20 protein-coding genes are annotated in these 25,067 nt (G+C 67.8%); 10 read left to right on the forward strand and 10 right to left on the reverse strand.

Annotation, left to right across the window (positions count from 1 at the left end; genetic code table 11):
- Nucleotide 1 precedes the first annotated feature (1 nt).
- A complete protein-coding gene (gene eccB / locus KXD96_RS03700; protein ID WP_260742993.1) occupies nt 2-1,489 on the forward strand; it encodes a type VII secretion protein EccB in 1,488 nt (495 codons plus the stop codon).
- 2 nt (nt 1,490-1,491) lie between these two features.
- Nucleotides 1,492-5,697 (forward strand): type VII secretion protein EccCa, encoded by a 4,206-nt coding sequence (gene eccCa, locus KXD96_RS03705; protein WP_260742995.1) that lies wholly within the window; start codon nt 1,492-1,494, stop codon nt 5,695-5,697.
- Nucleotides 5,698-5,878: 181 nt separating this feature from the next.
- On the opposite strand, the gene KXD96_RS03710 is transcribed toward eccCa, so the two are convergent.
- The 6 genes from KXD96_RS03710 to KXD96_RS03735 all read right to left on the reverse strand — a co-directional run bounded on the left by KXD96_RS03710 (nt 5,879) and on the right by KXD96_RS03735 (nt 11,698).
- Nucleotides 5,879-6,160, reverse strand: coding sequence for a hypothetical protein (locus KXD96_RS03710; protein ID WP_260742997.1), 282 nt, complete (start codon nt 6,158-6,160; stop codon nt 5,879-5,881).
- A gap of 148 nt (nt 6,161-6,308) precedes the next feature.
- On the reverse strand, nt 6,309-7,667 hold the full coding sequence (locus KXD96_RS03715; protein ID WP_260742998.1) for an aromatic ring-hydroxylating dioxygenase subunit alpha: 1,359 nt from the start codon (nt 7,665-7,667) through the stop codon (nt 6,309-6,311).
- 9 nt (nt 7,668-7,676) lie between these two features.
- Entirely contained in the window at nt 7,677-9,437 is a 1,761-nt protein-coding gene (locus tag KXD96_RS03720) for an amidohydrolase family protein (RefSeq protein WP_260742999.1), read from the reverse strand.
- Nucleotides 9,438-9,553: 116 nt separating this feature from the next.
- A complete protein-coding gene (locus KXD96_RS03725; RefSeq protein WP_260743000.1) occupies nt 9,554-10,690 on the reverse strand; it encodes an ecdysteroid 22-kinase family protein in 1,137 nt (378 codons plus the stop codon).
- 130 nt (nt 10,691-10,820) lie between these two features.
- Nucleotides 10,821-11,261: an ATP-binding protein gene (locus KXD96_RS03730; protein ID WP_260745191.1), complete on the reverse strand. Its 441-nt coding sequence runs from the start codon at nt 11,259-11,261 to the stop codon at nt 10,821-10,823.
- Nucleotides 11,262-11,320: 59 nt separating this feature from the next.
- Nucleotides 11,321-11,698, reverse strand: coding sequence for an STAS domain-containing protein (locus KXD96_RS03735; RefSeq protein WP_260743001.1), 378 nt, complete (start codon nt 11,696-11,698; stop codon nt 11,321-11,323).
- Between the two features lie 431 nt (nt 11,699-12,129).
- Between KXD96_RS03735 and KXD96_RS03740 the strand changes: the two genes are divergently transcribed.
- The 3 genes from KXD96_RS03740 (at nt 12,130) to KXD96_RS03750 (ending at nt 14,736) form a co-directional block, all read left to right on the forward strand.
- Nucleotides 12,130-13,152 (forward strand): catalase family peroxidase, encoded by a 1,023-nt coding sequence (locus tag KXD96_RS03740; RefSeq protein ID WP_260745192.1) that lies wholly within the window; start codon nt 12,130-12,132, stop codon nt 13,150-13,152.
- 56 nt (nt 13,153-13,208) lie between these two features.
- Entirely contained in the window at nt 13,209-13,727 is a 519-nt protein-coding gene (locus KXD96_RS03745; protein ID WP_260745193.1) for a cytochrome b, read from the forward strand.
- 115 nt (nt 13,728-13,842) lie between these two features.
- Nucleotides 13,843-14,736 (forward strand): fructose bisphosphate aldolase, encoded by an 894-nt coding sequence (locus KXD96_RS03750; protein ID WP_260743002.1) that lies wholly within the window; start codon nt 13,843-13,845, stop codon nt 14,734-14,736.
- 1 nt (nt 14,737) lies between these two features.
- On the opposite strand, the gene KXD96_RS03755 is transcribed toward KXD96_RS03750, so the two are convergent.
- On the reverse strand, nt 14,738-15,817 hold the full coding sequence (locus KXD96_RS03755; protein WP_260745194.1) for a DUF190 domain-containing protein: 1,080 nt from the start codon (nt 15,815-15,817) through the stop codon (nt 14,738-14,740).
- A 667-nt stretch (nt 15,818-16,484) separates the two neighbouring features.
- Between KXD96_RS03755 and KXD96_RS03760 the strand changes: the two genes are divergently transcribed.
- Nucleotides 16,485-17,408, forward strand: a complete 924-nt coding sequence (locus tag KXD96_RS03760) for a DUF732 domain-containing protein (RefSeq protein ID WP_260743004.1) — start codon at nt 16,485-16,487, stop codon at nt 17,406-17,408.
- Nucleotides 17,409-17,420: 12 nt separating this feature from the next.
- On the opposite strand, the gene KXD96_RS03765 is transcribed toward KXD96_RS03760, so the two are convergent.
- Both KXD96_RS03765 and KXD96_RS03770 read right to left on the reverse strand, forming a co-directional pair.
- A complete protein-coding gene (locus KXD96_RS03765) occupies nt 17,421-18,593 on the reverse strand; it encodes a sulfotransferase (protein ID WP_260743005.1) in 1,173 nt (390 codons plus the stop codon).
- Nucleotides 18,590-19,687, reverse strand: a complete 1,098-nt coding sequence (locus KXD96_RS03770) for a DUF1214 domain-containing protein (RefSeq protein ID WP_260743007.1) — start codon at nt 19,685-19,687, stop codon at nt 18,590-18,592. The genes KXD96_RS03765 and KXD96_RS03770 overlap by 4 nt, the downstream gene beginning before the upstream one ends.
- A gap of 62 nt (nt 19,688-19,749) precedes the next feature.
- On the opposite strand from KXD96_RS03770, the gene KXD96_RS03775 reads away from it, so the two are divergent.
- Nucleotides 19,750-20,334 carry a TetR family transcriptional regulator gene (locus KXD96_RS03775; RefSeq protein ID WP_260743008.1) on the forward strand — a complete coding sequence of 195 codons (585 nt, stop codon included), beginning with the start codon at nt 19,750-19,752 and terminating at the stop codon, nt 20,332-20,334.
- Between the two features lie 10 nt (nt 20,335-20,344).
- On the opposite strand, the gene KXD96_RS03780 is transcribed toward KXD96_RS03775, so the two are convergent.
- The gene (locus KXD96_RS03780; RefSeq protein WP_260743009.1) at nt 20,345-20,926 is read right to left on the reverse strand and encodes a TetR/AcrR family transcriptional regulator; all 582 of its coding nucleotides are present in this window, start codon (nt 20,924-20,926) and stop codon (nt 20,345-20,347) included.
- A gap of 154 nt (nt 20,927-21,080) precedes the next feature.
- Between KXD96_RS03780 and KXD96_RS03785 the strand changes: the two genes are divergently transcribed.
- From KXD96_RS03785 to KXD96_RS03795, 3 genes are read left to right on the forward strand one after another with little or no spacing between them, the layout of a single operon-like run.
- Nucleotides 21,081-23,306 carry an acyl-CoA dehydrogenase gene (locus KXD96_RS03785; RefSeq protein ID WP_260743011.1) on the forward strand — a complete coding sequence of 742 codons (2,226 nt, stop codon included), beginning with the start codon at nt 21,081-21,083 and terminating at the stop codon, nt 23,304-23,306.
- 8 nt (nt 23,307-23,314) lie between these two features.
- Complete coding sequence (locus KXD96_RS03790; RefSeq protein ID WP_260743012.1) at nt 23,315-24,523, forward strand: thiolase family protein; 1,209 nt, start codon at nt 23,315-23,317, stop codon at nt 24,521-24,523.
- A gap of 6 nt (nt 24,524-24,529) precedes the next feature.
- Entirely contained in the window at nt 24,530-24,943 is a 414-nt protein-coding gene (locus KXD96_RS03795) for a Zn-ribbon domain-containing OB-fold protein (protein ID WP_260743014.1), read from the forward strand.
- The last annotated feature ends 124 nt before the right edge of the window (nt 24,944-25,067 follow it).

Consider the following 25,067-nt stretch of genomic DNA (forward strand, 5'->3'; position numbering starts at 1 on the left):
CATGCCGCTGAGTCTGTCGAACCGCGACCAGAATTCCGGTCACCTCTTCTACAACCGACGGCTGCGGGCGGCGACCACCCGGTTCTCGGTCCGTATGAAACACGACGACCGCAAGCAGACCGCCGCGTTGATGCTGTCGATCTTGTTGGTAGCCATCGGCGCCGGGTGGATGCTGTTGCTCAACGTACTGAAACCCACTGGCGCCGTTGGTGACTCATCGATCATCGGCGACCGTGACTCCGGCGCGATCTACGCCCGCATCGATGGCCGGCTCTATCCGGCCCTGAACCTGACGTCCGCCCGGCTGGCTACCGGCACGGCCAACCAACCGACGTGGGTGAAGCGCAGTGAGATCGCGAAGTATCCGACCGGGCCGCTGATAGGTATCCCGGGCGCGCCGTCGGCGATGCCGGTGAACCGCGGCGCGATTTCGGCGTGGGCCGTGTGTGACACGGCCGGGCGGCCGCGCAGCGGGGACAAGCCGGTCGTCACGTCGATTGGGGGCACGCTCAACGGCGGCGGCCGCGCGGCACCGCTGGCCGATGACGCGGGGTTGTTGGTGACGTTTGAGGGCAACACGTACGTGATCTGGGGCGGCAAACGCTCGCAGGTCGATCCGGCCAGCAGAGCGATCACCTTGAGCCTGGGGCTGGACCCGGGTGTGACGTCGCCGGTTGAGATTTCGCGCGCCCTATACGACGGGTTGCCCGCGACCGAACCGCTGCGGGTCCCGGACGTACCCCAGGCGGGCGCGCCGTCGACGTGGGTCTCGGGCTCGCAAGTCGGTGCGGTGTTGCAGGCCCAAACCGCCGGCGGTGGCAAGCAGTTCTACGTGCTGCTGCCCGACGGGGTGCAGAAGATCACCAGCTTCGTCGCCGACCTGCTCCGCAGCGCCAACTCCTACGGGTCGACAGCGCCCCGCATGGTGACCCCCGACGTGCTGGTCAACATCCCCCAGGTGAACTCGCTGCCCGTCGACTACTACCCGACCAAACGCCTGAATTTCGTTGACACCGCGGCGAATCCAACCACCTGTGTCGGCTGGGAGAAGGGTTCGACGGATCCGCAGGCCCGCGTCGTCATCTACAACGGGCGGGGCCTGCCGGTGTACTCGTACCTGGACGACCGGATCGTGCACCTGGTGCGGGACGACCGTGACCCGGCGTCGGTGGTCGCCAACCAGGTGTTGGTGCTGCCGGGGGCGGCCAACTTCGTCACCTCCACCAGCGGGGTGATCACTTCCGATTCCCGCGAAGCATTGTTCTGGGTGTCTGACAACGGCGTGCGGTTCGGCATCGCCGCCAACGACGACACGATGCGTGCGCTCGGGCTCGATCCGGCCGCGGCGGTGCAGGCGCCGTGGCCGTTGCTGCGGACTTTCGCTGCGGGCCCGGCCTTGTCACGGGAGGCGGCGCTCGTGGCTCGCGACACCGTGCCGGCACTCGGCAAGGCGGCTGCGGTGACGACGTCGGCGAAGGCGGGAGGCTAGGGATGAGCAAGAAAGCGTTTCCCATCAATCGGGTCAAGATCGAACCGCCGAAACCCGTTCGGGTAGCACCGAATGCGCCGATCGCGCTGCCGGAGCGAGAGCCCCGCAACATCTGGGTGATGATCGGGGTGCCGGCGCTGATCGTGGCCCTGATCGGCACCATCGTCATGCTCTACGTGTCCGGGGTGCGCAGCCTGTCCACCGGCTTCTTCCCCTTGATGGGTATCGGCGCGTTCAGCATGCTGGCGTTCTCCGGACGCTTCGGGCGGGCGCGCAAGATCACCTGGGGCGAAATGGAAAAGGGCCGCCGCCGCTATCTGCGCGACCTCGACAGCAACCGCGACGAGATTCAGACCGCGGTCTGTGCGCAGCGTGAATGGCAGAACGCGGTCCACTCGGATCCACGCGGGCTGGGAGCGATCATCGGCGGCCCGCGGATGTGGGAACGCGGGCGCGGCGACATGGATTTCCTGGAGGTGCGGCTCGGCACGGGTGTGCAGCACGCCCCCGACTCGGTCCTGTCGGTGACCTGGCCCGATATCCCCTCCGATGAGGAGCTCGAGCCCGTCACCGGTCAGGCGCTACGCGATTTCATCTTGGAGCAGCGAAAGATTCGCGACATCGCCAAGGTGGTCAACTTGCGATCGGCGCCGGGCTTCAGCTTCGTCGGCGAAGATCTGGACCGGTTGCGCTCGCTGATGCGATCGGTGTTGTGCTCGCTGGCGGTCTTCCACAACCCGCGCGACGTGAAATTGATGGTGGTCACCCGCAATCCCGAGGTGTGGTCGTGGATGGTCTGGCTGCCGCACAACCTGCACGACGAGCTGTTCGACGCGTGTGGCTGGCGGCGCCTGGTGTTCGCCACGCCGGAGGAGCTGGAGGAGACTCTCGGCGCCGAGCTGCACATGAAAGGAAAGCGCGGCGCGTGGACGCCGCTGGCGGCGGCCAGCCCGACCGCTATGGGGTCGGCGCTGGAAACCGGCGCCGCCACCGTCGATCTGGGGCCGCACCTGGTGATCGTCGACGACAACACCGGCAGCCCCGACGCGTGGGAGAGCGTGGTCGGCCAGGTCGGTAAGGCGGGGATAACCCTGCTGCGCATCGCATCCCGGGTGGGGACCGGCGTGGGTTTCGCGCAGGACCAGGTCTTCGAGATGGCCGAGCGGCACAGCTCACCGGTCAACGGTGAGGTCAAATCCGGCCGGAACAGCTTCGATACCGACGGCGAAGACGGGCGTCCGGCGCCCCTGCTGAGGGTACGCGGCAAGTTCTTCGCCCATGCCGACCAGCTGTCCATTCACCGTGCCTACCGGTATGCGCGCGCGATGGCGCGGTGGTCACCGACAAGCCGCAGCGAGATCGCCGATTCGACCGGCGGCGCCGCCGAGTTGCTTCGTGGACTGGGCATCATCGACCCGCGGGAGCTGGACGTCGACCGGCTGTGGGCCGAGCGGCGCGGCCGCGGCGACGAGCGGTGGTGCGAGATCCCGGTCGGCGCGAAACCTACCGGGGAGCTGCAGAACATCATCATCCGCGCGAAAGACTTCGGCGGCTTCGGCTTTCACTCCGTGGTCATCGGCACCAGTGGCTCGGGTAAGTCGGAGTTCTTTCTCTCCCTGGTCTACGGCATCGCGCTGACGCACTCGCCGGAGACGTTCAACGTCATCTTCGTCGACATGAAGTTCGAATCGGCGGCGCAGGACATCCTGGGCATTCCGCACGTGGTGGCGGCGCTGTCAAACCTCGGCAAGGACGAGCGTCATCTGGCCGAACGGATGCGCAGGGTCATCGACGGCGAGATCAAGCAGCGATACGAGCTGTTCACCTCGGTGGGCGCGCGCGACGCCAACGACTACGAGGAGATCCGGCTCGCCGGACGTGACCTACCGCCGGTGCCCGTCTTGCTCGTCATCGTCGACGAGTATCTGGAACTCTTTGCCAATCACGAGAAGTGGATCAATCTGATCATCCACATCGGCCAGGAGGGCCGCGGCGCCAACGTCTTCTTTATGCTGGGCGGGCAGCGCCTGGATCTGTCGTCGCTGCAGAAGGTGAAGTCCAACATCGCGTTCCGCATCGCGCTGCGCGCGGAGTCCGGTGACGACAGCCGCGAGGTGATCGGATCGGACGCCGCCTACCACCTGCCGTCGAAGGAGAACGGCTTCGCCCTGCTCAAGGTGGGGCCGCGCGACCTCGAGCCGTTCCGCTGCTTCTACCTCTCGGCGCCGTTCGTGGTGCCGAAGGCCAAGGAAGTGGCGACCACCGTCGACATGACGTTGACCAAGCCGCGGCTGTACAACTGGCAGTACCAACCGCTCGAGGCGTCGGACGCCGCGGCGTTGGAGGCCGCCGCCGCCGTCGACGCCGAACCGGACGAATTCCTCTACCACGACGACGGTTTCAAGCGGAAGAAGATCGTCGACGTGCTTCGGGAGTCGTTGCACCAGGTTCCGCACCGCTCGCCACGCCGGCCCTGGCTGGAGCCGTTGGAGGACCCCGAGCCCGTCGATACGCTGGTGGCCGCCTACCGGGGCAAGCCGTGGCACGTCGATTACGGCGACAACCCGGGGCTGATGTTCCCGGTGGGCGTTATGGACATCCCGGAGGAGTCCAAGCAGGTCGTGCACGCGGTCGATGCGCTGCGCAGCAACGTCATCGTGGTGGGCGCCAAGCAGCGCGGCAAGACGACCACCCTGATGACGCTGATGTCCTCGGCCGCAACGATGTACACCCCGGCGCGCGTGACGTTCTTCTGCATCGGCGGCGCGACCCTGGCCCAGGTTGCGTCGCTGCCGCACGTCACCGACATCGTGTCGCCGAAGGACGCCGAGGGCATCGAGCGCATCTTGAGCAGCATGGACGCCTTGATCGACGCGCGCGAGGATTCGTTCCGGCGGCTGCGAATCGACCTCGACGGCTTCCGCGAGCGCCGCTTCGCGCCGGGCAGCGACGGGCTGGGCGGTACCGACCCCAACGACCCGTTCGGCGATGTGTTCGTGGTGGTCGATGATTACGACGACGTGTACTCGAAAGACACCGTCCTGGGGGACCGCATCATCTCGCTGAGCAGCCGCGGTCCCGAGTACGGCGTGCACGTGATGTGCAGTGCCGGCGGCTGGATCCACGGTCAGCGGCAGAGCCTGTTGCAAAACGCCACGGCCCGAATCCAATTGCGACTCGCAGACCCGAGCGAAAGCCAGATGGGGCATTCGTCGCTCGAGTCTCGGGACGCCGCGCGGCGGACGCTGAACCGTCCGGGCTTCGGGCTGACGGACAGCCTGCACGAGCTGCGCGTCGGGATCCCGGCGCTGGCCGATCCCGCCACCGGCGCGCTGGTGAACATCGTCGACGTCGGCACACGGATCGCTGACGTCGCGGGTGTGACGAAACATGCCACCCTGCAACGGCTTCCGCAGCGGGTGGAGTTGCGGGCGATTCTGGAGTACGAGGCGGCGCATCCGAGCGGGGACGACCTGTCGATCGCGTTCGCCATCGGCGAGCGCCACGAGCTGGGACCGGTTCCGCTCAAGCTGCGGGAAAGCCCCGGCTTGATGATCCTGGGCAGGCAGGGCTGCGGCAAGACCCTCTCGCTGGTGTCCATCGGTGAGGCGATCATGAGCCGGTTCAGCCCGGAGGAGGCGCAGCTGACGCTCATCGACCCGAAAACAGCCCCGCACGGCCTGCGGGACCTCAGCGGGCCCGGCTATGTCTGCGCGTATGCCTATGACCAAGACGAGATCGACGAGGTGATAACCGAACTCGCGCAACAGATCCTGCTGCCCCGACTGCCCCCCAAGGGTTTGAGCCAGGAAGAGCTGCGCGCGCTCAAGCCGTGGGAAGGGGCCCGGCATTTCGTGCTCATCGATGATGTCCAAGACCTGCGCCCGGATCAGAGCTACCCACCCAAACCCCCGGTGGGGGCGGCACTGTGGAAGCTGATGGAGCGGGCCCGACAGATCGGCCTGCACGTGTTCACCACGCGCAACAGCGCGAACTGGGCGACGCTGCAGATGGATCCGTGGATGAGGTTCCAGAATTCGGCGAAGGTCGCGCAGCTGTATATGGACAACGATCCGCAAAACCGGATCAACCGCTCGGTCCGCGCCCAAGCGCTGCCGCCGGGGCGCGGCCTGATGGTCAGCGCCGACGGCGACGTCGAAGGGGTGCTGGTCGGGATACCGTCTACGGTCGCAATCCCGCCCCAGTAGGGACCGGAACCGGCTGCAAATCGGGCATTTCCGCGGCGATGCCGGCGGGGGAGCGCGCCCGGCCACCAGAACCAGCGGCCAAGCAGCGCGCCACGATGGATGCGACGATGAAGCTCGACCTGCGGGGATCGCGCCGCGGCGATCGTCGGCGCGTACGACAACGGCGCCCACGCTGAGGGGCTTAGAGAGGCGCGCCCTGATCGGCCAGGTTCAGCAGCCCGTAGGCCATGCACATCAGGAAGTTCAACACCACCAGGATCAACCCGGCAAACATCAGTGAGCGGGTGCCTTGTCGCTTCAGTCGCTTGTACCGCGCGGCGCGGGTTTCCCGCTCGAACTTCAGTGCGATCAGCGCGAAATGGATGTCCATCGCTTCGTCAGCCGCAAGGGGTGCACCCGCCAGCATTTCCTGGACGCGGTCCGGCGCCGTTCGGACGCCGACCCGCTCGAAGTTGTGGCACATTCGTCGCGCGCGTCTTCGCGCGAGTGGTTGATATCGCATCTGTAGGTGATGCGCGAGTTGCCCTCGGTCTTCCCCCCACGGGTTTGACGGGGTCATCACGAAAGGGATTCTAAATCGCATCGGACCGATTACGGCGTGTCTACACAAATTATCTTGGCGGCGATTGACGCGCCGCGTCGCCGGTCATCCGCTCAGACTGGGATAGGTCCAGATAACGCTCCAAGTTGGAGTGCATGTTGATCACGCGCCGTTCCTCGCTGGACAGCACCAAGTGGGTGAAACCGGGTTGATGCATGCCGCGCTGCAGGCCGGCGAGCACCTGGATGTCCTGGGTGAGCACCACGCCGGGCTCGGCCTCACCGGCGGTCACCCGGACGTCGGTCGGCTTGGCGTGCGCCGCGCCCGGCGGCATCCGCGTCATCAAGAACATGAGCAGCTCGCCGTGATCGGGGTCGCGGCCGGGCCGCGAGCACATGACGGTGAGGTGGTCGGCGTTGGCCAGCAGCGTCATGTTCGGGAAGACGTTGTATTGGTGCAGGCGGGTGATCCGGTCCGTGTCGGCCCAATCGAGGTCCACCCCGCGAGTGGCGGCAAACGCCCGGGTGTGTTCGGCGATCAGATCCTGGACCGTCTGCCCGGGCCGGCGCTCGTCGGCGGGAAAGGGGGTGCCTTCCGCGGCGCCCATCAGCGCGCCCTGCGTGTACACGTAAGCGTCCCAAACCTCTTGATCACTCAGCGCGCCGTCAAAGCGAGGGCTCTGCACGCCGTAGGGTTGGTCGGACTTGCCGGTGTGGCCCCAGATCTGTTGTGGCGCATGGATGTCGTCGACGCAGCGCAGCAGTTCCGGGTGCAGCGTCTGAACGTGGTAGGTCTCGCTGTACCCGTCGGCGATGGTCTTCCAGTTGGCGTCGACCTCGACGGTCAGCGTGGCGTAGCAGCGGAAGTCACTGAGCCGGCACCAGGCGATGTCGTCGGGCACCGCCTCCAGGTACTCGAGCAACGGCATCGCGTTGAGGTCGAGGTTGACGAAGACGAGTCCCTCCCACGTGTCGACCCGGACCGGCACCAACGGGAAGTCGGACATCTTGAGCGACCCGAAGCCCTTGCGGTTGGGCACTCGCTTGAGCGTGCCGGCCAGGTCCCAGGTCCAGCCGTGATAGCTGCACTTGAGCTCGCGCAGCCCCGAGCCCGAGCCCACGCACACCGAGTTGCCGCGGTGGCGGCAGGCGTTCTGGAAGGCGCGCAGCGCCCCGTCGTCACCGCGGACGATCAGCACGCCGTACGGTCCGCACCGGTACTCGAAATAGTCGCCGGGCTCGGCGACGTGGTCGACCATGCACGCGAGCTGCCAGACCTTCGGCCACATCCGCTCGACCTCGAGCGCGGCGAACGCCGGCGAGTAATACCGCTGCGCCGGCACCAGGGTCGGGCTGTCCGGCGGGGTGCCGATCGCGTCCTCCTGGACGTGCGAGCGGATGCGGGTCGCGTTGCCGGCGGGCGCCTCCATGCTGGCGCCTTAACGCGCTCCGCGCACCAGACGGCCGGGGCGGGCCCCGGTGTCGACGTCGTTGCGCCGGGTCACGGTCCCGCTGACGATCGTCGCGGCGTAACCGCTGGCTCCCTGCAGGATCCGGTTGCCCCCGGCGGGCAGGTCGAAGGCCATCGCCGCGGGGTGCAGCGTCAGCGCATCCATGTCGATCACGTTGATGTCGGCCTTCTTGCCCTTCTCGATCGTGCCGCGATCGGTGAGGCCGAACAGGTGCGCGGTGTCGTGGGATTGCTTGCGGATCACGTACTCCAGCGACAGCTTCTCGCCCCGCCGCCGGTCTCGCGCCCAGTGCGTCAGCAGGAACGTGGGATACGACGCGTCGCAGATCATCCCGCAGTGCGCGCCGCCGTCGGAGAGCCCGAGCACGCCGGCCGGGTGCAGCATCATCTCCCGGATCGCGTCGCAGTTGCCGTCGGCGTAGTTGTACAGCGGCAGCATCAGCATGGCGGTCGCGTCCCGCTCGAGCATGAGGTCGTAGAGCGTGGACAGTGGGTCCTCGCCGCGGGCTGCGGCGATGGCGGCGACGGTGCGGTCCGGGGTGGGCTCGTAGTCGGGCGGATCGCCAAGCGCGTACAGCCGCCCGAGTGAGTGCTGCACCAGGGCGAACATCCCGTCGAACAACAGGGTCGGGTCGGCGGGCAGGTCCTCGTCGGCCAGGATGGCGGCCTTGACCGCCGGGTCCGCCAGGCGCTGCGCGAGTTCCTCGCGGCTGCATTCGGCGGCCAGACGGCGATAGGTGGGCCGGTGGCTGAAGCCGTGGTGGCCCTGGAATCCGATCATCATGCCGAACGGCCTCGCCGCGACCTGGGGGTAGAGGCGCGCACCCTCCGCGTGCGCGTCCGCGGAGAGGTCCAGCATCTCGCGCCACAGGTTGGGATCGGCGTCCACTTGAATCAGAGCGAAGGAGACCGGCCGGTCGATCTCACCGCTCAGCCGGCGCATCCAGTCCAATTCCTTCTTGGGGGCGACGATGTCCTCGCCCGCGGCGCCCTGCGGGGCCAGTTCGAAGACGGCCTGACCGCCGGCAGCCATCGCGCGTCCGAGTCCGAACAGCTCGTCCTCCGCCGCGAAGGTGCCGGGCACGGGCTCGCCGTCCATAGCGCGGTGCCCCATCGTGCGCGACGTCGAAAACCCCAGCGCCCCAGCCTCGATCGCCTCCCGAACCAGCCGGCCCATCGCCTCGATGTCGTCGGGCGTCGCGGGCTCGTTGCGGGCCCCGCGCTCGCCCATCGCGTACGCGCGGATGGCGCCGTGGGCGACTTGGCTGCCCACGTCGACCGCGAACTTCTGCTTGCCGATCGCGTCGAGGTATTCGGGGTAGGTCTCCCAGCCCCATTTGATGCCCTCGGTGAGCGCGGTGCCGGGGATGTCCTCGACACCTTCCATCAACTCGATCAGCCACTGCTCGGTGCCGGGCCGGACCGGGGCGAAGCCGACGCCGCAGTTGCCGGTCACGATGGTGGTGACGCCGTGACCGCTGGACGGCTCCAGCAGGCCGTCCCAGCTCACCTGGCCGTCGTAGTGGGTGTGGATGTCGACGAACCCGGGGGCCACCACACGGCCTGTGGCGTCGATGGTTTCGGCCGCCTCGCCCGGCATGGCGGGGTCCTCGGCGCCGCGGCGGACGACGTCGACGATCTTGCCGTCCTTGATGCCGATGTCGGCGCGATAGCGCTCGGCGCCGGTGCCGTCGACGACGGTGCCACCAACGATCTTCAGGTCGAACATGAGCTTCTCCTTGCCGCCATGGGCTGTGGACGCACAAGACCCGCAGCATTACGCTACGGGAAGTAGCGTAACTCTTGCGGCGGCCACGGCAATAGGTTCGGCCCAAACTCGTTCCGTCAGAGGGAACTCTTCAGCGCCGCGACCGTCTCCAGGTCGTCGAGCGCCGCGACACCGCGCCGCAGCCCTTCCATGGCGATGTCTTCGACCTGCATGCCGCCCATTCCCGCGGTGATCAACGGTGCCACGTAGGCGTACAGCGCGCCCTGGCGGAACCGCAGCCACAGCTCGTCGCGGTCCAGTTCGGGCCCGCCGGCCGCCGCGAGCGCGCGCCGGTAGTCGTCGAGCAGCTCGCGCTGGGTCGCCCGGCGGTCGTCGGGCGTGAGGCTGGTGATCAGGGTGTAGGCCAGTTCCCGGGACGGATGCCCGCGCCGCACCGCCTGCCAGTCCAGCAGGCCGGCCTTGCCGCCGTGGAAGTACATGTTGCCCGGGTGGGCGTCGCCGTGCATGACGGTGTGCGGGGGAGTGTCGATGAGGGCGGCGACGGCACGGTAGTTGTCGGCGATGAAACGCCCGTTCTCGACGGGGATTTCGGTGCGCCCGGAAAGGCGCTTGATCGAGGCGTGCATCAGCGAGCCGGTCAGCAAGGAGGTGACGTCGCCGGAGGGCGTGTACAGCCAGGCCAGCGGCCCGCGCCCGTCGCTGGAGAATCGTTCCCAGAAGGTGGCGTGCAGGTCGGCCAGTAACTCGACGATCAGGCTGGCCTGGTCGGGAGAAAGCGGGTGCAAGGTGTCCGGGAACTCGCACGCCTCGGCGGGGAGGTCTTCCAGCACGACCAGATAGCGCCCGGTCCACGGGTCGAACGCCGCGCCGTACGCGTGCGGGGCGCCGACGACCTGCGGGGCGAGCTGGCTGTAGAAGCGCACCTCGGTGTGCCCGAGCCGGCCCAATTCGCCCATCAACCGGGTGGCCGCCGTCTTCGCCGTCAGCTTGACGAACACCGAGCCGGGGACGTTCTTTCCGGTCAGCACCAGCCGTGCCCGCGACGACGTGCCCGCGTCGCTGCCAAGGAGGCGGACCGACCTGACGGCGGTGCCCATGACCTTGGAGAGCACGGCCGCGTCGATCTCCTGCGCCCGGCGGGGCAACCCCGCGCGGCCACCTACCACGGCGTCGGCGGCCACCCGGCCCACCCCGCGGCCCAGGTGGGCGGCCAAGCCGACGGCCGAAACAGCCTGTCTGACAACGCTTTCCATGTCCACCATGCACTTGCTGGATTGGGCCGTGCGCCGGTCTGGCCGCCACGACGGCGCATGGCGCCGTCAGACAAAGTACTCCTCTACGCCTGGGCTGCGGCTCTGGGCGTACGCCAGATGGCGCCCGAGGTCAGGCGCCGGGCCGCCGGGTCAGCTCGGTCCACGTCAACGTGACGCGGGTTCCGTGCGGCGTGCGGTCGATGGTCACTTCGCCGGCGAGGGCCCGCATCAGCGGGATACCGCGTCCCCGGAGTTGCTGGTGGTACCGGGCGGGAAGCTGTTGGCGCCACCGGCCGCGGTCGTCGACGGTGACGGTCAGGGTGTCGGACCGGCGGTCGTAGGACGCGCTCACGTCGACGGTCCCGCGCTGCGAGGTGTCGCAATAGGCGAACTCCGCCGCATTGGCGATGGCTTCGTTTACGGCCAGCAGCAGGTCGCTGAACCGGTCGGAGTCGAGGGTGAAATGGGTTTCGAGCCAGAGCGCGAACTCGGCTCGGGCCCGGGCAGCGCTGCGCGGGTCGGCGGGGACGCGATTTCGCCTGAAGCGCGACCGGTCGGCGATGTCCGACACCTCGTACGCCTGACGATCAGACCGCCCCATCGTTCCCGGTTGTGCCCCCATCGCGAGGTTCAGCCCCCAGCAATGCCGATCAGCGCGTCGTCAAGCGAGCTGTAGAGAGCGAGCACGCTGTCGATGCCCATCAATTTGATCGGCCTGCTCGTCGCCGAGCCCTTGGCGACGACCGCGAATTTGGTGGGGGGCTGCGTCTCCGCCTGCGCGGTGACCAGAACGGTCATCCCGGCCGACGCCAAGAAGTCCACTTTCGACAGGTCAACGATCAGCGCTGCGGGTTTGGTCGCCAGCGCGGTCTGGATCGCCTCGGCCAGGTGCGGCGAGCTGAGCATGTCCACCTCACCCGAGACGGTGAGCACGACCGCCTGGTCTACCTGCTGTTTTCCTACTGCGAAAGAGGTCGGATCGATTGGTTCACCGGTTAGTTCGCCCATGGTCTATCACTCACATTCGGTCCCGGGTGGGACGCCGTTAGCTCTCAAAGCAGCTACTGCCAAGCCCGGGGGCTGCTTGTTCAACCCCGCAGAACGCGCTTGCCCGTCGCAGAAGACTCACTCCATCGATCTGCGCTGCTAGTCACAGATGCAGCCGCAAGTTCTCAGTAGATGGTATGTCACCCAGCAAACCACACTCAAAACGAGTGAACGAATCGCGGCCCCGCACCGTCCTGTGAGTGTGTGCGACCCTCTCCGCAGAAATTGCGCAGGGCATGCGCCCATGCGCGAATCAACTCCAACGGTTTCGAGTCCGGGCGGTGGCCGTGAAGCCCGGTGATCGTCAAAGCGAGCAGGACGACCCGCACGGCGGTGTCAAGCCCACCCGGCCCCTTGTCGACGCGCTGACGCGACGGAACGCGTTGCTGGGCATGGGAGCCGTGGCCGGCATTGCCGCGGTCGATGTCTGTGCGTTCGCCTACGCCGGTGGCTGGCTGCGGCCCCGCGCGCTGACGCCGCCCCGGTTCGCCGACAGCTTCGAACACGTCTACGGACGTCACGACGGCTTTCGGCGCAACCATGCCAAGGGGCTCAGCGCGGTAGGAACTTTTGCAAGCAGCGGGGCGGGGGCGGCGGTGTGCCGGGCCACGATCTTTCGGCCCGGGAGCGTGCCGGTGATCGGCCGGTTTTCCCTGTCGGGTGGTCTACCGGATCAGGCGGACACGCCCGCCACGGTCCGGGGACTGGGCCTGCTCTTCCAGGGCCCCGACGGCCAGCAATGGCGTACCGCGATGATCAACATTCCCGTCTTCCCGGACAGCACGCCACAGGGGTTCCACGACCGGCTGCTCGCGTCCAAACCCATGCCCGGGACGGGCAAGCCCGACCCGCAGAAGATGGCCGCCTTCCTCGCCCGCCATCCCGAGACCGTCGCGGCGATGAAGATCATCAAGCAGGCCCCGCCCAGCGCGGGGTTCGCCGACAGCGAGTATCACGGGCTGAACGCGTTCCGGTTCACCAACGCCGCCGGGACGACCGTTCCGGTGCGCTGGGCCGCCGTTCCGCAGGATGCGGCGAGTCCGCCGGCGTCGCCGTCCGGGAGGGACTACCTGTTCGACGATCTCGTCCGCGCGCTCGCGCAGCGGCCCCTTAGTTGGCGGCTGGTCCTCACGATCGGCGAGCCGGGCGACCCGACGCACGACGCCACGCAACCCTGGCCGCCGTCGCGCCGGACCATCGACGCCGGCACCATCACCGTCACGGCGGTACAGACCGAGGCGCCCGGCAACGCCCGCGATATCAACTTCGACCCGCTGGTCCTGCCGGACGGCATTACCGCCTCGGACGATCCGCTGCTCGCGGCCAGGTCGGCCGTCTACGCCCGCTCGTTCACTCGCCGCGCCGAGGAACGCAAGACGCCCAGCGAAGTCGACGTCTCCAAGGTGCTCCGGTGAAGGCCGCCGGCGCCGCGGCCCGGTTCGCGCTCCCGTCCCGCCTGCTGCACTGGCTGATGGCACCGATGGTCATCGCGCAACTGCTCATCGGCGTCACCATGGTCGCCGCCCTGAGCTACTACCCGCTGCTGCTGGCCATCCATCGGCCGTTGGGCGTGCTGATCCTGATTTTCGCCGTGGTGCGGCTGGCGAATCGGCTCAGGCACCGGCCGCCACCATTTCTGTCCACCATGAGCCGCGCCGAACGGCGCATCGCGACGTGGTCGGAATACCTGCTCTACGCCCTGCTGCTGGTGCAGCCCCTGACCGGGTGGGCGATGCTTTCGGCGGCGCGGTCGCCGGTCACGTTGGTGGGACCGCTGCGATTGCCCGGCATCGCGCCGCAGAGTATCGATGTCTTCGCGGTGCTGCGCGAGTGCCACAGCGCCTTCGCGTTGTTGCTGTTCGGAACGTTTACCGCCCACATGTGCGCCGTGCTCTTCCACACGCTCGTGCTGCGCGACCGGCTCCTGGATCGCATGGCGCTGTGGCGCGTCAGGCCCGCCTCTCCCCGGCCCGACCAAGCCGAGCTCTGACGACCTGCCTCCCCGGACTGTGATCGGCCGAATATGATCGGCACGATCATCTCAAGGGTGCACAGCACCGCAGGCGCCGTGACCACGCGGGACCACGAAAGAGTGGAGAACTTCCATGCGGAACGAGAAGCAAGCGGACCGGATGGCGTCGGGGAAGGGATTCATCGCGGCGCTCGACCAGAGCGGCGGCTCGACGCCCAAGGCGCTGCGCCTCTACGGCATCAAGGACGACGCGTACTCCTCTGAAGAGGAGATGTTCGACCTCATCCACCAGATGCGTTCGCGGATCATCACCTCCCCGGCGTTCACCGGCGACCGCGTGCTGGCCGCGATCCTGTTCGAGCAGACCATGGATCGGCAGATCGCGGGCAAACCGTCGACCACCTACCTGTGGGAGACCAAGAACGTGGTGCCGATTCTCAAGATCGACAAGGGCCTGGCGGAGGCGTCCGATGACGTGCAGCTGATGAAGCCGATCCCGGGCCTGGACGAGCTACTGGAGCGCGCCGCGAGCAAGGGCGTCTTCGGCACCAAGGAACGCTCGGTGATCGGCGGCGCCAACGCCAAGGGCATCGCCGCCGTGGTGGCCCAGCAGTTCGAGCTGGCCCATCAGGTGCTCTCGCACGACCTGGTGCCCATCATCGAACCCGAGGTCACCATCTCGATCTCGGACAAGGCCGAGGCCGAGGCGATCCTGCGTGACGAGATCACCAAGCAGCTCGAGAACGTGCCCGACGGGCAACGCGTGATGCTCAAGCTGAGCCTGCCCAGCGAGGTCAACTACTACCGCCCCCTGATCGAGCATCCGAAGGTGATGCGAGTCGTCGCCCTCTCCGGCGGCTACTCGCGCGAGGAAGCCAACGAGCTGCTGGCAAAGAACAGCGGTTTGATCGCCAGCTTCAGCCGCGCGCTGACCGAGGGGCTTACGGTCGACCAGTCCGACGAGCAGTTCAACGCCACGCTGGACAAGGCGATCCAGTCGATCTACGAGGCCTCGATCGCCGGCTGACCTAGTAGCCGTGCTGGGCCATGCCCGGCGGGCCCTGGCTGGCGGCGTGTTCGTCAGACACCACGGCGGGCACCATCTCGCTCGTCACCAGCCCGTCGTCGCGGGTCAACTCGTCGACCACATCGAAGGATTCGGAGATGTTGGCCGGGGTGTCGACGACGATGGTCATCACGGGGACACGGCGGCGTAGCGAGAGCAATGTGTCACCGTGCGGTTGATGATCCCCGTGGTACCCCCAGATGCCCCGTAACGCCGTCGCGCCGTCTGGCACTTCTCCCTGACGAAGCCGCTGCACGATCGCACGGTGAATCGGCACCCCGCCGTAGAGGGCCGACTCGGACGTGTAGACGGTCAACTTCTGGAACAGCGGCAAACCGCGTTCGTCGACGCCCGGGAACTGGTGCGGCCGTTCCAGGAGTTCGCCGTCGCGCTTGCACACGCGGACCCGCTCCATTGTGAACATGGGTTGATAGAGCAGCCCGGCCAGCTCCGGCAGCACCCCACCGATGCCCTCACCGGACCCGACGGCGACGATCATCATCGGCACGTTGGCGTTACGACCGAAGAAGCGCGCACGGTGCCGCTGCCCGTGGGTGACGCCGTCGACGCCCAGCAGCACCGAGGCGCCGGCTATCCGGCGCCGGTGCAGGAGATCGCAGATGGCGACGTAGGCGGGTGTGCCGTCGACGCGTTCCTTGCGGCCGACGTAGACGGTCAGCTTTACGGCTTCGCGCAATTCGTCGGGAAGCTCCAGCGGCCCGGTGATCTCGCGCAGCAGGCGTGCCCGCTCCAAGGTGAGCAGGCCGCGCTGCTTGATGGCGAGCACCGCGTCGAGCATCGCCTCGATTTTCGCCCTGGTGTCGACGGCGACGATCGCGACGGGCGGATCCTCCGACAACGTCAGCGACTCATCGGTTCTCAGCAGACGGCCGGTACCGAAGCCGCCGATGCCGCGCAGCACCACGCCGCAGGCGATGCGATGCCGGGCGTACAAGTCGAGCAGCACGTCGGAGACGAAGCCCTCGTCGGTTCGCCGACGCTCGGCCAGATAGGTGGTGAGCTTCAAGGAATCTTCGTCCAGAGTGCGCTCCTAAGGCGTTGCGGTGCAGCATTCTTCACGTGCCGCCGGCTCTCCGTCGACGTTGTCATGTCGCTTGGCGGCGATCTTACGCGCATAGGGTAGACCCCCCGGCATGCATACGGCGGAACCTGGCGCCAAACGAATGAGCCTTCGCTCGTCGGCATTTCGCGTATGGGACGAAACTTCGCTTGTAGGCTCACAGTCAGCTTGCAGCTGAGGTCCAGCGGTAGACTTGAAACATGCCGTGTTCAAACGGCGTGCCCGCTGCTGGATACACCATCCAGCGACCGTCGGGATCTGGCGGAATGAGCGAGTCGAACCTCGCCCAACTTTCCGGATTGCCCTGCCGCGAAGCGCTCATGATATCGCCCGCTGACCCTTACGTCGACGTCTGCCGCCGACGACTCGTCAGCGAGTCGAATCCAGCGCTGTGGCATCCAAATATTCTGTGCGTCAACGATTGAGGCGAGTTCAACGTACATTCGCGCATTCCGATCGGCTTTCTCGACGACTCCGCCGCAGCGAGGCTGCCGTAGGGCAGCCACCCGGCCGGCATGCCAACGCTCACCGATTTCGCCCACGCGCGGAAATGTCGCCAGACACCCACGCGCGCGGCGCGACTCATCCCAGCCCGTCAGCTGACGGCACTAGCAGAAACGGAAATCTCATGTTCACCGGCTTCACTGGCCAGGTCGGTGCTGTGGTCGCCATCATCGTGGTGCTAACCGGCGGCGCGACTCTGCGTGGCGGCGCAGTAACGGCCGACCCAAACCAGGACGAGCAGTTCAAGGCACTTCTCGACCAAGAAGAAATCCCCGCCCTCGAAGGAGTGCCGACCCTTATCGACACCGCCCACAAGATTTGTCGCGTACTCGATAGTGGCATTCCGGTGGGCACCATCGTGGGCGCGATGATGAACAATGCGTACACCCAGGATCCGGCCGAGCGCCTCTACCCCCCAGCCCGCCTCGAATCCACCATGACCCGATTCATCATCGCGTCAGTCGAGGCCTACTGCCCGCGCGATCAACGCAAGATCGCCACCATCATGCCTAATCCCGCGCTGGCACCGAGCGGGCCGGCGCACCCCGCCGGCGCGCACCTGCACGGCGCGGCAAGTGATTTGGTGCGGAAACCGGCGCGAACCGGCGTCGTGGCAGCGCCTCGCGTCATCGACGATGACGCGCATAGCACGGCGCCCGCGGGGTTGATCGGAGCGCTTCCCTCCGGAGACATGACCGCGCCCACCCAGCCGCAGATTCCGCCGCCGGCCCCAGGGGAGCATCTGCAGAGTCCGCCCAGGCCCACCGCGGCACCGCCGGTACCTAAGCGGCCGCCCCCGCCACCGCAGCAGCCACCGCCCCCGCCACCGCAGCAACCGCCGCCCCCGCCACAACAGTTGGAGCCTCCTGCGCTTGCTCCTCAGCCAGGCGGAGGTGACGGTAGCGGCGGCGGTGGTGGTGGTAACACCGGTGGGACGGGCGGCACCGGTGGCGGCGGCGTGGGCGGTGGTGGCACGGGCGGTGGCGGTCCGGTGGAATCGCCCCCAGCGCCGCACGGGCCGCCCGGCTATGTCAGGCTCGCACCTTGAGCCCGGCCCGCGTCACCGCAACGTTTCGGTCGGTACCGCGTAGCGCTCCTGGTAGTTGCGCACCCGCTCCCGCACCTCGCCGGCTTGCAGGCCGGTGTCCGACCAGGTGTAGCGGCCGCGGCCGCCGTCGCCTGGATGGGCGGCGAGGAACTCACGCATCTTCTGTTCGGCGTCGGGACGCAGTTCGCGATCCAGCCTTTGGTAGATGTCCTTGATCGTGGTCCACGGGTCGTTGATGAAGTCGCTGTATTGCACGTCGATCACGCGGTCCGCCGGCACCGCGCCGCTGTCCCGCAGGGCCATCTCGCGCTCCAGGCCGACGACGATCTCCTCGTAGGACTGGGCGGCGCACTCGGCGATGCTGGACTCGTCGCTGCACATCCGGCGCAGATGGTGGGTCAGCGCGGCGATCGACGAGATGACGTTCAGCGGGTCGCGGTGAGTCTGCACGATCAACGCGTCGGGGTATTCGGCCAGCAGCGTGTCGAGCTGCCACAGGTGCGCCGGAGACTTCAGCAACCACTGGCCGGGCACCCCGGATTGCAAGTGCTGCAGGAAGATTCGGTGGTAGCGGTAGGCGCCCGCGTGGTCCGCCTCGTAGAGCAGCCAGCGGTAGTAGCTCGGCAGGCGGTACTGCACGGAGAAGATCATGCTGACGAACTCGCCCGCCGTGATGCGCACGCACTCCTGCCCGACGAGGGCGCCCATCGGATGAAAGGACAGGAATCCGGGCATGATCTGTTCGGACATGTCGATGCTGGCCTGTGTCTGCGCGATCCGCGGATCGTCGTGATAGGTCTCGGGCCGCGGGACCGGACAGGGCTCGTCGACCTCCCACGTCAACGGGGCACGCAGGTCGGGGTCCTGGGCGAGCAGGTCGTAGAGGATCGTGGTGCCGGTGCGCGGCTGACCCACGATAAAGATCGGCGCCGCAATCGGTTTGGCGCCGATTTCGGGATGCTGCTTGCGCCAGGCGATCACGCCCAGCCGATTCTTCAGGGCGCGCATGATGTCGAGGTGGGCGATCTCGACGCCGATGTCCGACAGCCGCGCGTCGTTGATCAGCCCGTCGGTGAGGCGGTGCAGCCCGGGCCGCCACCCTTCGGGGCCGAAGTCGTCGCTGCCCGCCTCCTCGCAGGCGGCGGCTATCAGCCGCTCGGGGGCGAATCGATCGTGCAGCATCACACCGGCTCCTCTCCTCGGCGCACCGACACCGTCACGTCGGGCGGGCTGGGGTTGTCCAGCCAGCGCAGGGTGACGAAGCCACGATGGCGGCCACCGGTGTCGAGCCAGTGGCCGATTCCGAAATCCCTGGCGGAGATGGCGATCCGCACCCGGCCGTCGGCGTCGGGCGCGACGCCACGGTTGGTCACCGAGCTGTGCCGGACGCGCGGTTCCAGGCACTCGTGCCAGATGCTTTCCAGCGTGACGTTCCAGTACCGGGTGTCGGGGGGAGCGATGTCGAGCACGAGCGCCTCGTGGGGCTCGAGCCGGTAGGTCCCGATCATGTACAGGTTGTCCGGGGTGGTGTCGGCGGCGCCCAGGTTGGCGGCCTCGGCGGTCAGCAACGTGTTGGGCATGTCGAGCAGTTCCGGCTTGATGGTGCGGTGCAGCGTCGCCAGCTTCATCAGCGACCAGGCCATCGCGGTGAATTGATTGGCGAGCTCGCCATCCGTCAGCGACCTCAGCGGACCGGGGTCCAGCGCCTCGATCCGCAGCGTGGCGAGCTCTTCGTGCCCGCGATCGCCGATGTACTCGCGGACCACCACCGACGAGGCGTCGTCGGGAATCGGCACCCACTGCGCGCCGGCCAGGTCGTCGGGCTCGCTCGCCGACAGCACGAGGGCGAATTCCCCTGAGTCCAGCACTAAGTCGACGTCGCTGACGTATCCCGCCATGCGCCGCGGCGTGAGTCCCGTCCCGGCCAGGATCTGCAAGCCGAGGTAGGCGCTGGTTCCGCGGGAGCCGGTGATCCGGTAGCGACGGTCCCCACGAATCATCGCGAGGTAATAGTTGCCGTCGGGATTGGGACCGCCGACCATGCGGTTTTCCGAACACATATCGAAGAAGCAGGGGCGTTCGGCGTCGGCCTCCACCGACATCTGGGCGCACAGCGACGAGACCCGGGCGATGAGCCGCAGCCCTTCGAGCAACTCGCGCTCGGACTCGGCGTCCTCGCTGACGACCTTCGTGACATCCGTGATCATCTGCTGAAAGAACTGCCATGCGGCGCGCGCGTTCGGGGCCGGCCGATCCGACGAATCGACGGATTGAGACATAGTCTCATGCTAAGACTATGTCTTACGATTTAGGCATCGTTTCGCGAGAAAAGGGCGGGGGAATGGCTGCCACCACGTCGTTGGCCGAACGGAAGCGGACGGCGATGCGTCAGCGCATCGCCGGCGCGGCCGCTCAGCTGGTCGTCGACCGCGGTTTGGCGGGCACGACCGTGGACCGCATCGCCGACGCAGCCGACATCGGCCGGGCGACCTTCTTCCGATACTTCAATTCCAAGGAAGACGCCGTCGCCGAGGGCATGACCGTGCACTGGCTCAACCGGATCACCGCCGCCCTGGCGGCCCAGCCCGAGCGCCTGAGCGCCACCGACGCAGTCACCGGCGCCTTCGGGGAGCTCGCCCGCGGGTTCGCCGACATCGAGCAACAGATTCGCGAATTGGCCGTCCTGACAAGGTCTTCCGACACCCTGGAGGCGTGGACACTGCACATCTATGTGCGGTACGAACTGGCGATCGCCGACCTCATCGCGCCGCGGCTGCCGCGGCTGACCGCCCAGGACCCCAGGCCCCGCCTGATCGGTGCGCTGGCGATGGCGGTCGTGCGCATCGCCCTGGACGATTGGCTCAGCCACGGGGGATCCCTGCCGGACCGCGTGGGTCAGGGCCTGGCGGCGATCACGGTCGGGTGATCGTCCGGTATCAGCCTCGGAGCGCCTCGACGATGAGCCGCGTCGTGCGTTCGGCTCGCCGCCGCGAATAGGGCTGTGCGCCGGACAGGATCGGATACACCACGCCGCCGACGATCGCGTCCGCGGCGGATTCGGCGGTGGTAGCGGCGATGCCGTCGGCGAGCAGCCGGTCCCGCACGCTGTCGTGCAACGGCGCGCTGAACCCGGCCCGCAGCCGGACGGCGGTGTCCTCGTGCTCCATGCAGGCCACGGTCAACGTCCGCAACATGGCGGAGCCGCGCTCGGTCGTCAGGCTGGTGACCAGCTTGCCCACCCAGCCCACCAGGTCGGCGGCCAGGTCGTCGGTGTGGGATGCCGACGCCAGCAGCTTGTCGGCGTCCTCGAGCATGACGTCGGCGACCAGCGCGGGGCGGCTGGGCCACCACCGGTAGATGGTCTGCTTGCCCACCCCCGCCCGGGCGGCGACCGCCTCGATGGTCAGGCCGTCGAACCCACGCTCGAGAAGCAGTTCGCGGGTGGCGGTGACGATCGCCGTGCGCGATTTCTCGCTTCGGCGCCTCGGCGCGCTCACCTGGGTGAGATCGCGTGGCATCTGGTGATCCTCACTGCCGCGGGGTGGCCCGCTTTACATCGCCTGACTACCCCCGGTAGTCTGCCACAAGACGAGACGGTTCGTCTTGTAAGGGCACCGAAGTCGAAGGGTAACAGTCCGTGCGGCCAACCATAGCCACCTCTCGGCCGTCATCGTGACCCTGGGACTGAGCCCGGAGCAACAGGAACTCAGCGACGCCGTCGGGCAGTTCGCCGGCCGGCACGCCCCCATCGCCGCCACCCGCGACAGCTTCGACGACCTCGCTGTGGGGCGCCGGCCCGCGTGGTGGGATGCCCTCGTCGCCAACGGCTTTCACGCGGTGCACCTGCCCGAAAACCTGGGCGGACAGGGCGGCCGGCTGATCGACGCCGCCTGCGTCCTGGAGGCGGCGGGCAAGGCGCTGCTGCCCGGGCCCCTGCTGCCGACCGTCGCCGCGGGAGCCGTCGCCCTGTTGGCGGACGCGACACCGGCCGCCGAAGCGCTCGTGCGCGGCCTGGCCGCCGGCCGCACCGCGGCGGTCGTGCTTGCCGACGACGGCGACTTCGGCGCGCGCGCCGACGGCGGCGGATGGACGGTCACCGGCGCGTCGGAGGTCACCGCGGGCGTGTGCGCGGCGCGCACGATCCTCGTCGCCGCGCGCACGGAGGACGACGCCGTGGTCTGGGTGGTCGTCGACACCGAACACCCCACGGCGACAACCGAACCCATAAACGGCACCGACCTGGTGTCCGACGCCGGCATCTTGCGGCTCGATGACTACCCCGCGGACGGCTCCGAGGTGCTCACCGGCATCGACCCCGAGCGCGCGCGGTGCGTCACGCTGGGCCTGCTGGCCAGTTCGACGGCCGGCATCGTGCAGTGGTGCGTCGAAGCGGTCACGGCGCACCTGCGCATCCGCGAACAGTTCGGCAAGGTGATCGGCACCTTCCAGGCGTTGCAGCACAACGCCGCGATGCTGCTGGTCAGCAGCGAGCTGGCCACCGCCGCGGCCTGGGATGCCGTGCGCGCTGCCGACGAGCCGATCGACCAGCACCGCATGGCCGCCGCAGCCGCGGCGGTGATGGCGGTCGCCCCGGTGCCCGATCTCGCCCTCGACGCGTTGACCATGTTCGGCGCCATCGGCTACACCTGGGAACACGATCTGCACCTGTACTGGCGTCGGGCGATCAGTCTCGCCGCCTCGATCGGTCCTGCGAATCGCTGGGCCCGGCGCCTGGGGCAGCTGACCTGCACCCAGCAACGCGACATGTCGGTCGACCTCGGCGACGCGGAGTCGGAATTCCGGTCCTGGGTGGCCGAGACCCTCGACGCCGCAATGCAGTTGCGCAACGACCAACCGGCGCCGCACGGCGACTATCCGGACCAGGCCTCCGGGCCCCTGCGCACATTGATGGCCGATGCCGGCCTGATCGCGCCGCACTGGCCGGCGCCGTGGGGCGTCGATGCGGGTCCCCTCAAACAGCTCATCATCGACGAAGAGTTCGCCAAGCGACCCGGGCTGGTCCGGCCCTCGCTGAACATCGCCGAGTGGATCCTGCCCTCGGTGCTGGCCGCCGCATCAAAAGACCTGCAAGAAAAGCTGATTCCGCCGACCCAACGCGGGGAAATTCGTTGGTGCCAGCTGTTCAGTGAGCCGGGCGCCGGCTCCGACCTCGCGTCGCTGGCTACCCGGGCAACCAAGGTCGACGGCGGTTGGCGGATCAACGGCCACAAGATCTGGACGTCGTTGGCCCAGTACGCCGACCTCGGCGCCCTGCTGGCGCGCACCGATCCCGAAGCCAGCAAGCACCGCGGCATCGGTTATTTCATCCTGGATATGCGGTCGCCCGGCATTGAAATCCAGCCGATCAAAACGGCCACCGGGCAGGCGCACTTCAACGAGGTGTTCCTCAACGACGTCTTCGTTTCCGACGAGATGTTGCTGGGCGCCCCCAGCGACGGCTGGAACCTGGCGATCGCCACCATGGCCGAAGAGCGTTCGGCCATCAGCGGTTACGTGAAGTTCGACCGAGCCGCCGCGCTGCGCCGGCTCGCGGCCGAACCGGGGCCGGACCGCGACGACGCGCTGCGCGCGCTCGGTGAACTCGACGCATACGCCAACGCCATCAAGGCGCTCGGGGTGCGCGAAACGATCCGGTTGCTGGGCGGCGAGGCGTCGGGGCCGGCGTCCAGCATCGCCAAGGTGGCGATGAACGTGCTGCTGCGCAGAACGTTCGACGCCACGTTGCGGCTGAGCGGGCGCGTCGCGATGGTTGCCGACTCCGACCCGGGCATCGTGGAGAGTTACCTGCACGTGCCCGCCGAACTGATCGGCGGAGGAACCCTGGAGATTCAGCTGAACATCATCGCGCAGATGATCCTCGGACTACCCCGAAAGTAGGACAGCGCATGGGATTACGCGGGGAAGCCGCGATCGTCGGCTACGTCGAACTTCCGCCCGAGCGGCTCAACAAGGCCTCGCTCGCGCCGTTCGCGATCGAGCAATGGGCGGAATTGTCCGCGGCCGCACTCGAGGATGCCGGGTTGGCCGGTGACGTCGTCGACGGGATCGTGGCATCGCACCTGGCGGAGTCGGAGATATTCGTGCCGTCGACCATTGCCGAATACCTCGGCGTCGGAGCGCGATTCGCCGAGCACGTGGACCTCGGCGGGGCCAGCGCGGCGGCCATGGTCTGGCGGGCGGCCGCGGCGATCGAACTGGGTATCTGCGACGCGGTCTTGTGCGCGCTGCCGGCCCGATACATCACCCCCACATCGAAGAAGAAGCCCAGGCCTCTGGTTGACGCGATGTTCTTCGGTTCGTCGAGCAACCAATACGGCTCTCCCCAGGCCGAATTCGAGATCCCCTACGGTAACCTCGGCCAGAACGGCCCCTACGGGCAGGTGGCCCAGCGCTACGCGGCCGTTTACGGCTACGACGAGCGCGCGATGGCCAAGCTCGTCGTCGACCAGCGGTTCAATGCCAATCACACCGAGGGCGCGATCTGGAAGGACAAGCCGCTCACGGTCGACGACGTCCTGGCCAGCCCGGTGATCGCCGACCCCCTGCACATGCTGGAGATCGTCATGCCCTGCGTCGGGGGTGCGGCCGTCGTCGTCGCCAACGCCGATCTCGCCAGGCGTGCGCGGCACCGGCCGGTGTGGATCAAGGGATTCGGCGAGCACGTGCCATTCAAGACCCCGACCTACGCCAAGGACCTGCTGCACACCCCGATCGCCGAGGCCGCCGACACCGCGTTCGCCATGACGGAGCTGACCCGCGAGCAGATGGACATGGTTTCGATCTACGACTGCTACACGATCACCGTGCTGCTGTCCCTGGAGGACGCGGGCTTCTGCGAGAAGGGCAAGGGCATGGAGTTCATCGCGGACCACGACCTGACCTTCCGCGGCGACTTTCCGCTGAACACCGCCGGTGGGCAACTGGGCTTCGGCCAGGCCGGACTGGCCGGCGGCATGCACCACGTCTGCGACGCCACACGCCAGATCATGGGACGCGCGGGTGCGGCACAGGTCGCCGACTGTCACCGCGCCTTCGTATCCGGCAACGGCGGAATCCTGTCGGAACAAACCACGCTGATCCTCGAGGGGGACTGACCCGACATGACCACCTTCGAGCGCCCGATGCCCGTCAAAACCCCGACCAGCGCGCCGTTTTGGGACGCGCTGGCGCAGCATCGCATCGTCATCCAGTATTCGCCCTCGCTGGGAAGCTACGTGTTCTACCCGCGGGTGCGCGCGCCGCGCACTCTCGCCGACGACCTGGAATGGCGAGAGATCTCCGGCATGGGAACGTTGTATTCCTACACCGTGGCGCGCCGGCCGGTCAGCCCCCACTTCGCCGACGCCGTCCCGCAACTGCTCGCCATCGTCGAATGGGACGAGGGGCCAAGGTTTTCCACCGAGATGGTGAACGTCGACCCCGCCGACCTCAGGGTCGGGATGCGGGTCAAGCCGGTGTTCTTCGACTACCCGGAGCACGACGTCACGATGCTGCGGTACGCGCCGGCCGACTGAGGTTGCCGAGTGTGCGGCGAGCCGCACCGTCGAGCCCGAAAGTGCGGCCGGCCGCCCCCTCGCAATTGGGACTATTAGTCCCTCCTCTGCCGCACGGCCGGGCCGCGGTGCGACCGTGGCCGTG

The sequence above is a fragment of the Mycobacterium sp. SMC-2 genome (assembly GCF_025263485.1).
Lineage (GTDB): Bacteria > Actinomycetota > Actinomycetes > Mycobacteriales > Mycobacteriaceae > Mycobacterium.

What these genes read in the sequence shown, in the direction of transcription:
- KXD96_RS03725 (WP_260743000.1), bottom strand. Translation starts at nt 10,690, where the DNA reads ATGGAAAGCGTTGTCAGACAGGCTGTTTCGGCCGTCGGCTTGGCCGCC.
- KXD96_RS03760 (WP_260743004.1), top strand. Translation starts at nt 16,485, where the DNA reads ATGTTCACCGGCTTCACTGGCCAGGTCGGTGCTGTGGTCGCCATCATC.
- KXD96_RS03715 (WP_260742998.1), bottom strand. Translation starts at nt 7,667, where the DNA reads ATGGAGGCGCCCGCCGGCAACGCGACCCGCATCCGCTCGCACGTCCAG.
- KXD96_RS03710 (WP_260742997.1), bottom strand. Translation starts at nt 6,160, where the DNA reads ATGTGCCACAACTTCGAGCGGGTCGGCGTCCGAACGGCGCCGGACCGC.
- KXD96_RS03790 (WP_260743012.1), top strand. Translation starts at nt 23,315, where the DNA reads ATGGGATTACGCGGGGAAGCCGCGATCGTCGGCTACGTCGAACTTCCG.
- KXD96_RS03735 (WP_260743001.1), bottom strand. Translation starts at nt 11,698, where the DNA reads ATGGGCGAACTAACCGGTGAACCAATCGATCCGACCTCTTTCGCAGTA.
- KXD96_RS03770 (WP_260743007.1), bottom strand. Translation starts at nt 19,687, where the DNA reads ATGTCTCAATCCGTCGATTCGTCGGATCGGCCGGCCCCGAACGCGCGC.
- eccCa (WP_260742995.1), top strand. Translation starts at nt 1,492, where the DNA reads ATGAGCAAGAAAGCGTTTCCCATCAATCGGGTCAAGATCGAACCGCCG.
- KXD96_RS03750 (WP_260743002.1), top strand. Translation starts at nt 13,843, where the DNA reads ATGCGGAACGAGAAGCAAGCGGACCGGATGGCGTCGGGGAAGGGATTC.
- KXD96_RS03720 (WP_260742999.1), bottom strand. Translation starts at nt 9,437, where the DNA reads ATGTTCGACCTGAAGATCGTTGGTGGCACCGTCGTCGACGGCACCGGC.
- KXD96_RS03745 (WP_260745193.1), top strand. Translation starts at nt 13,209, where the DNA reads ATGGCACCGATGGTCATCGCGCAACTGCTCATCGGCGTCACCATGGTC.
- KXD96_RS03775 (WP_260743008.1), top strand. Translation starts at nt 19,750, where the DNA reads ATGGCTGCCACCACGTCGTTGGCCGAACGGAAGCGGACGGCGATGCGT.
- KXD96_RS03740 (WP_260745192.1), top strand. Translation starts at nt 12,130, where the DNA reads ATGGGAGCCGTGGCCGGCATTGCCGCGGTCGATGTCTGTGCGTTCGCC.
- KXD96_RS03795 (WP_260743014.1), top strand. Translation starts at nt 24,530, where the DNA reads ATGACCACCTTCGAGCGCCCGATGCCCGTCAAAACCCCGACCAGCGCG.
- KXD96_RS03780 (WP_260743009.1), bottom strand. Translation starts at nt 20,926, where the DNA reads ATGCCACGCGATCTCACCCAGGTGAGCGCGCCGAGGCGCCGAAGCGAG.
- eccB (WP_260742993.1), top strand. Translation starts at nt 2, where the DNA reads ATGCCGCTGAGTCTGTCGAACCGCGACCAGAATTCCGGTCACCTCTTC.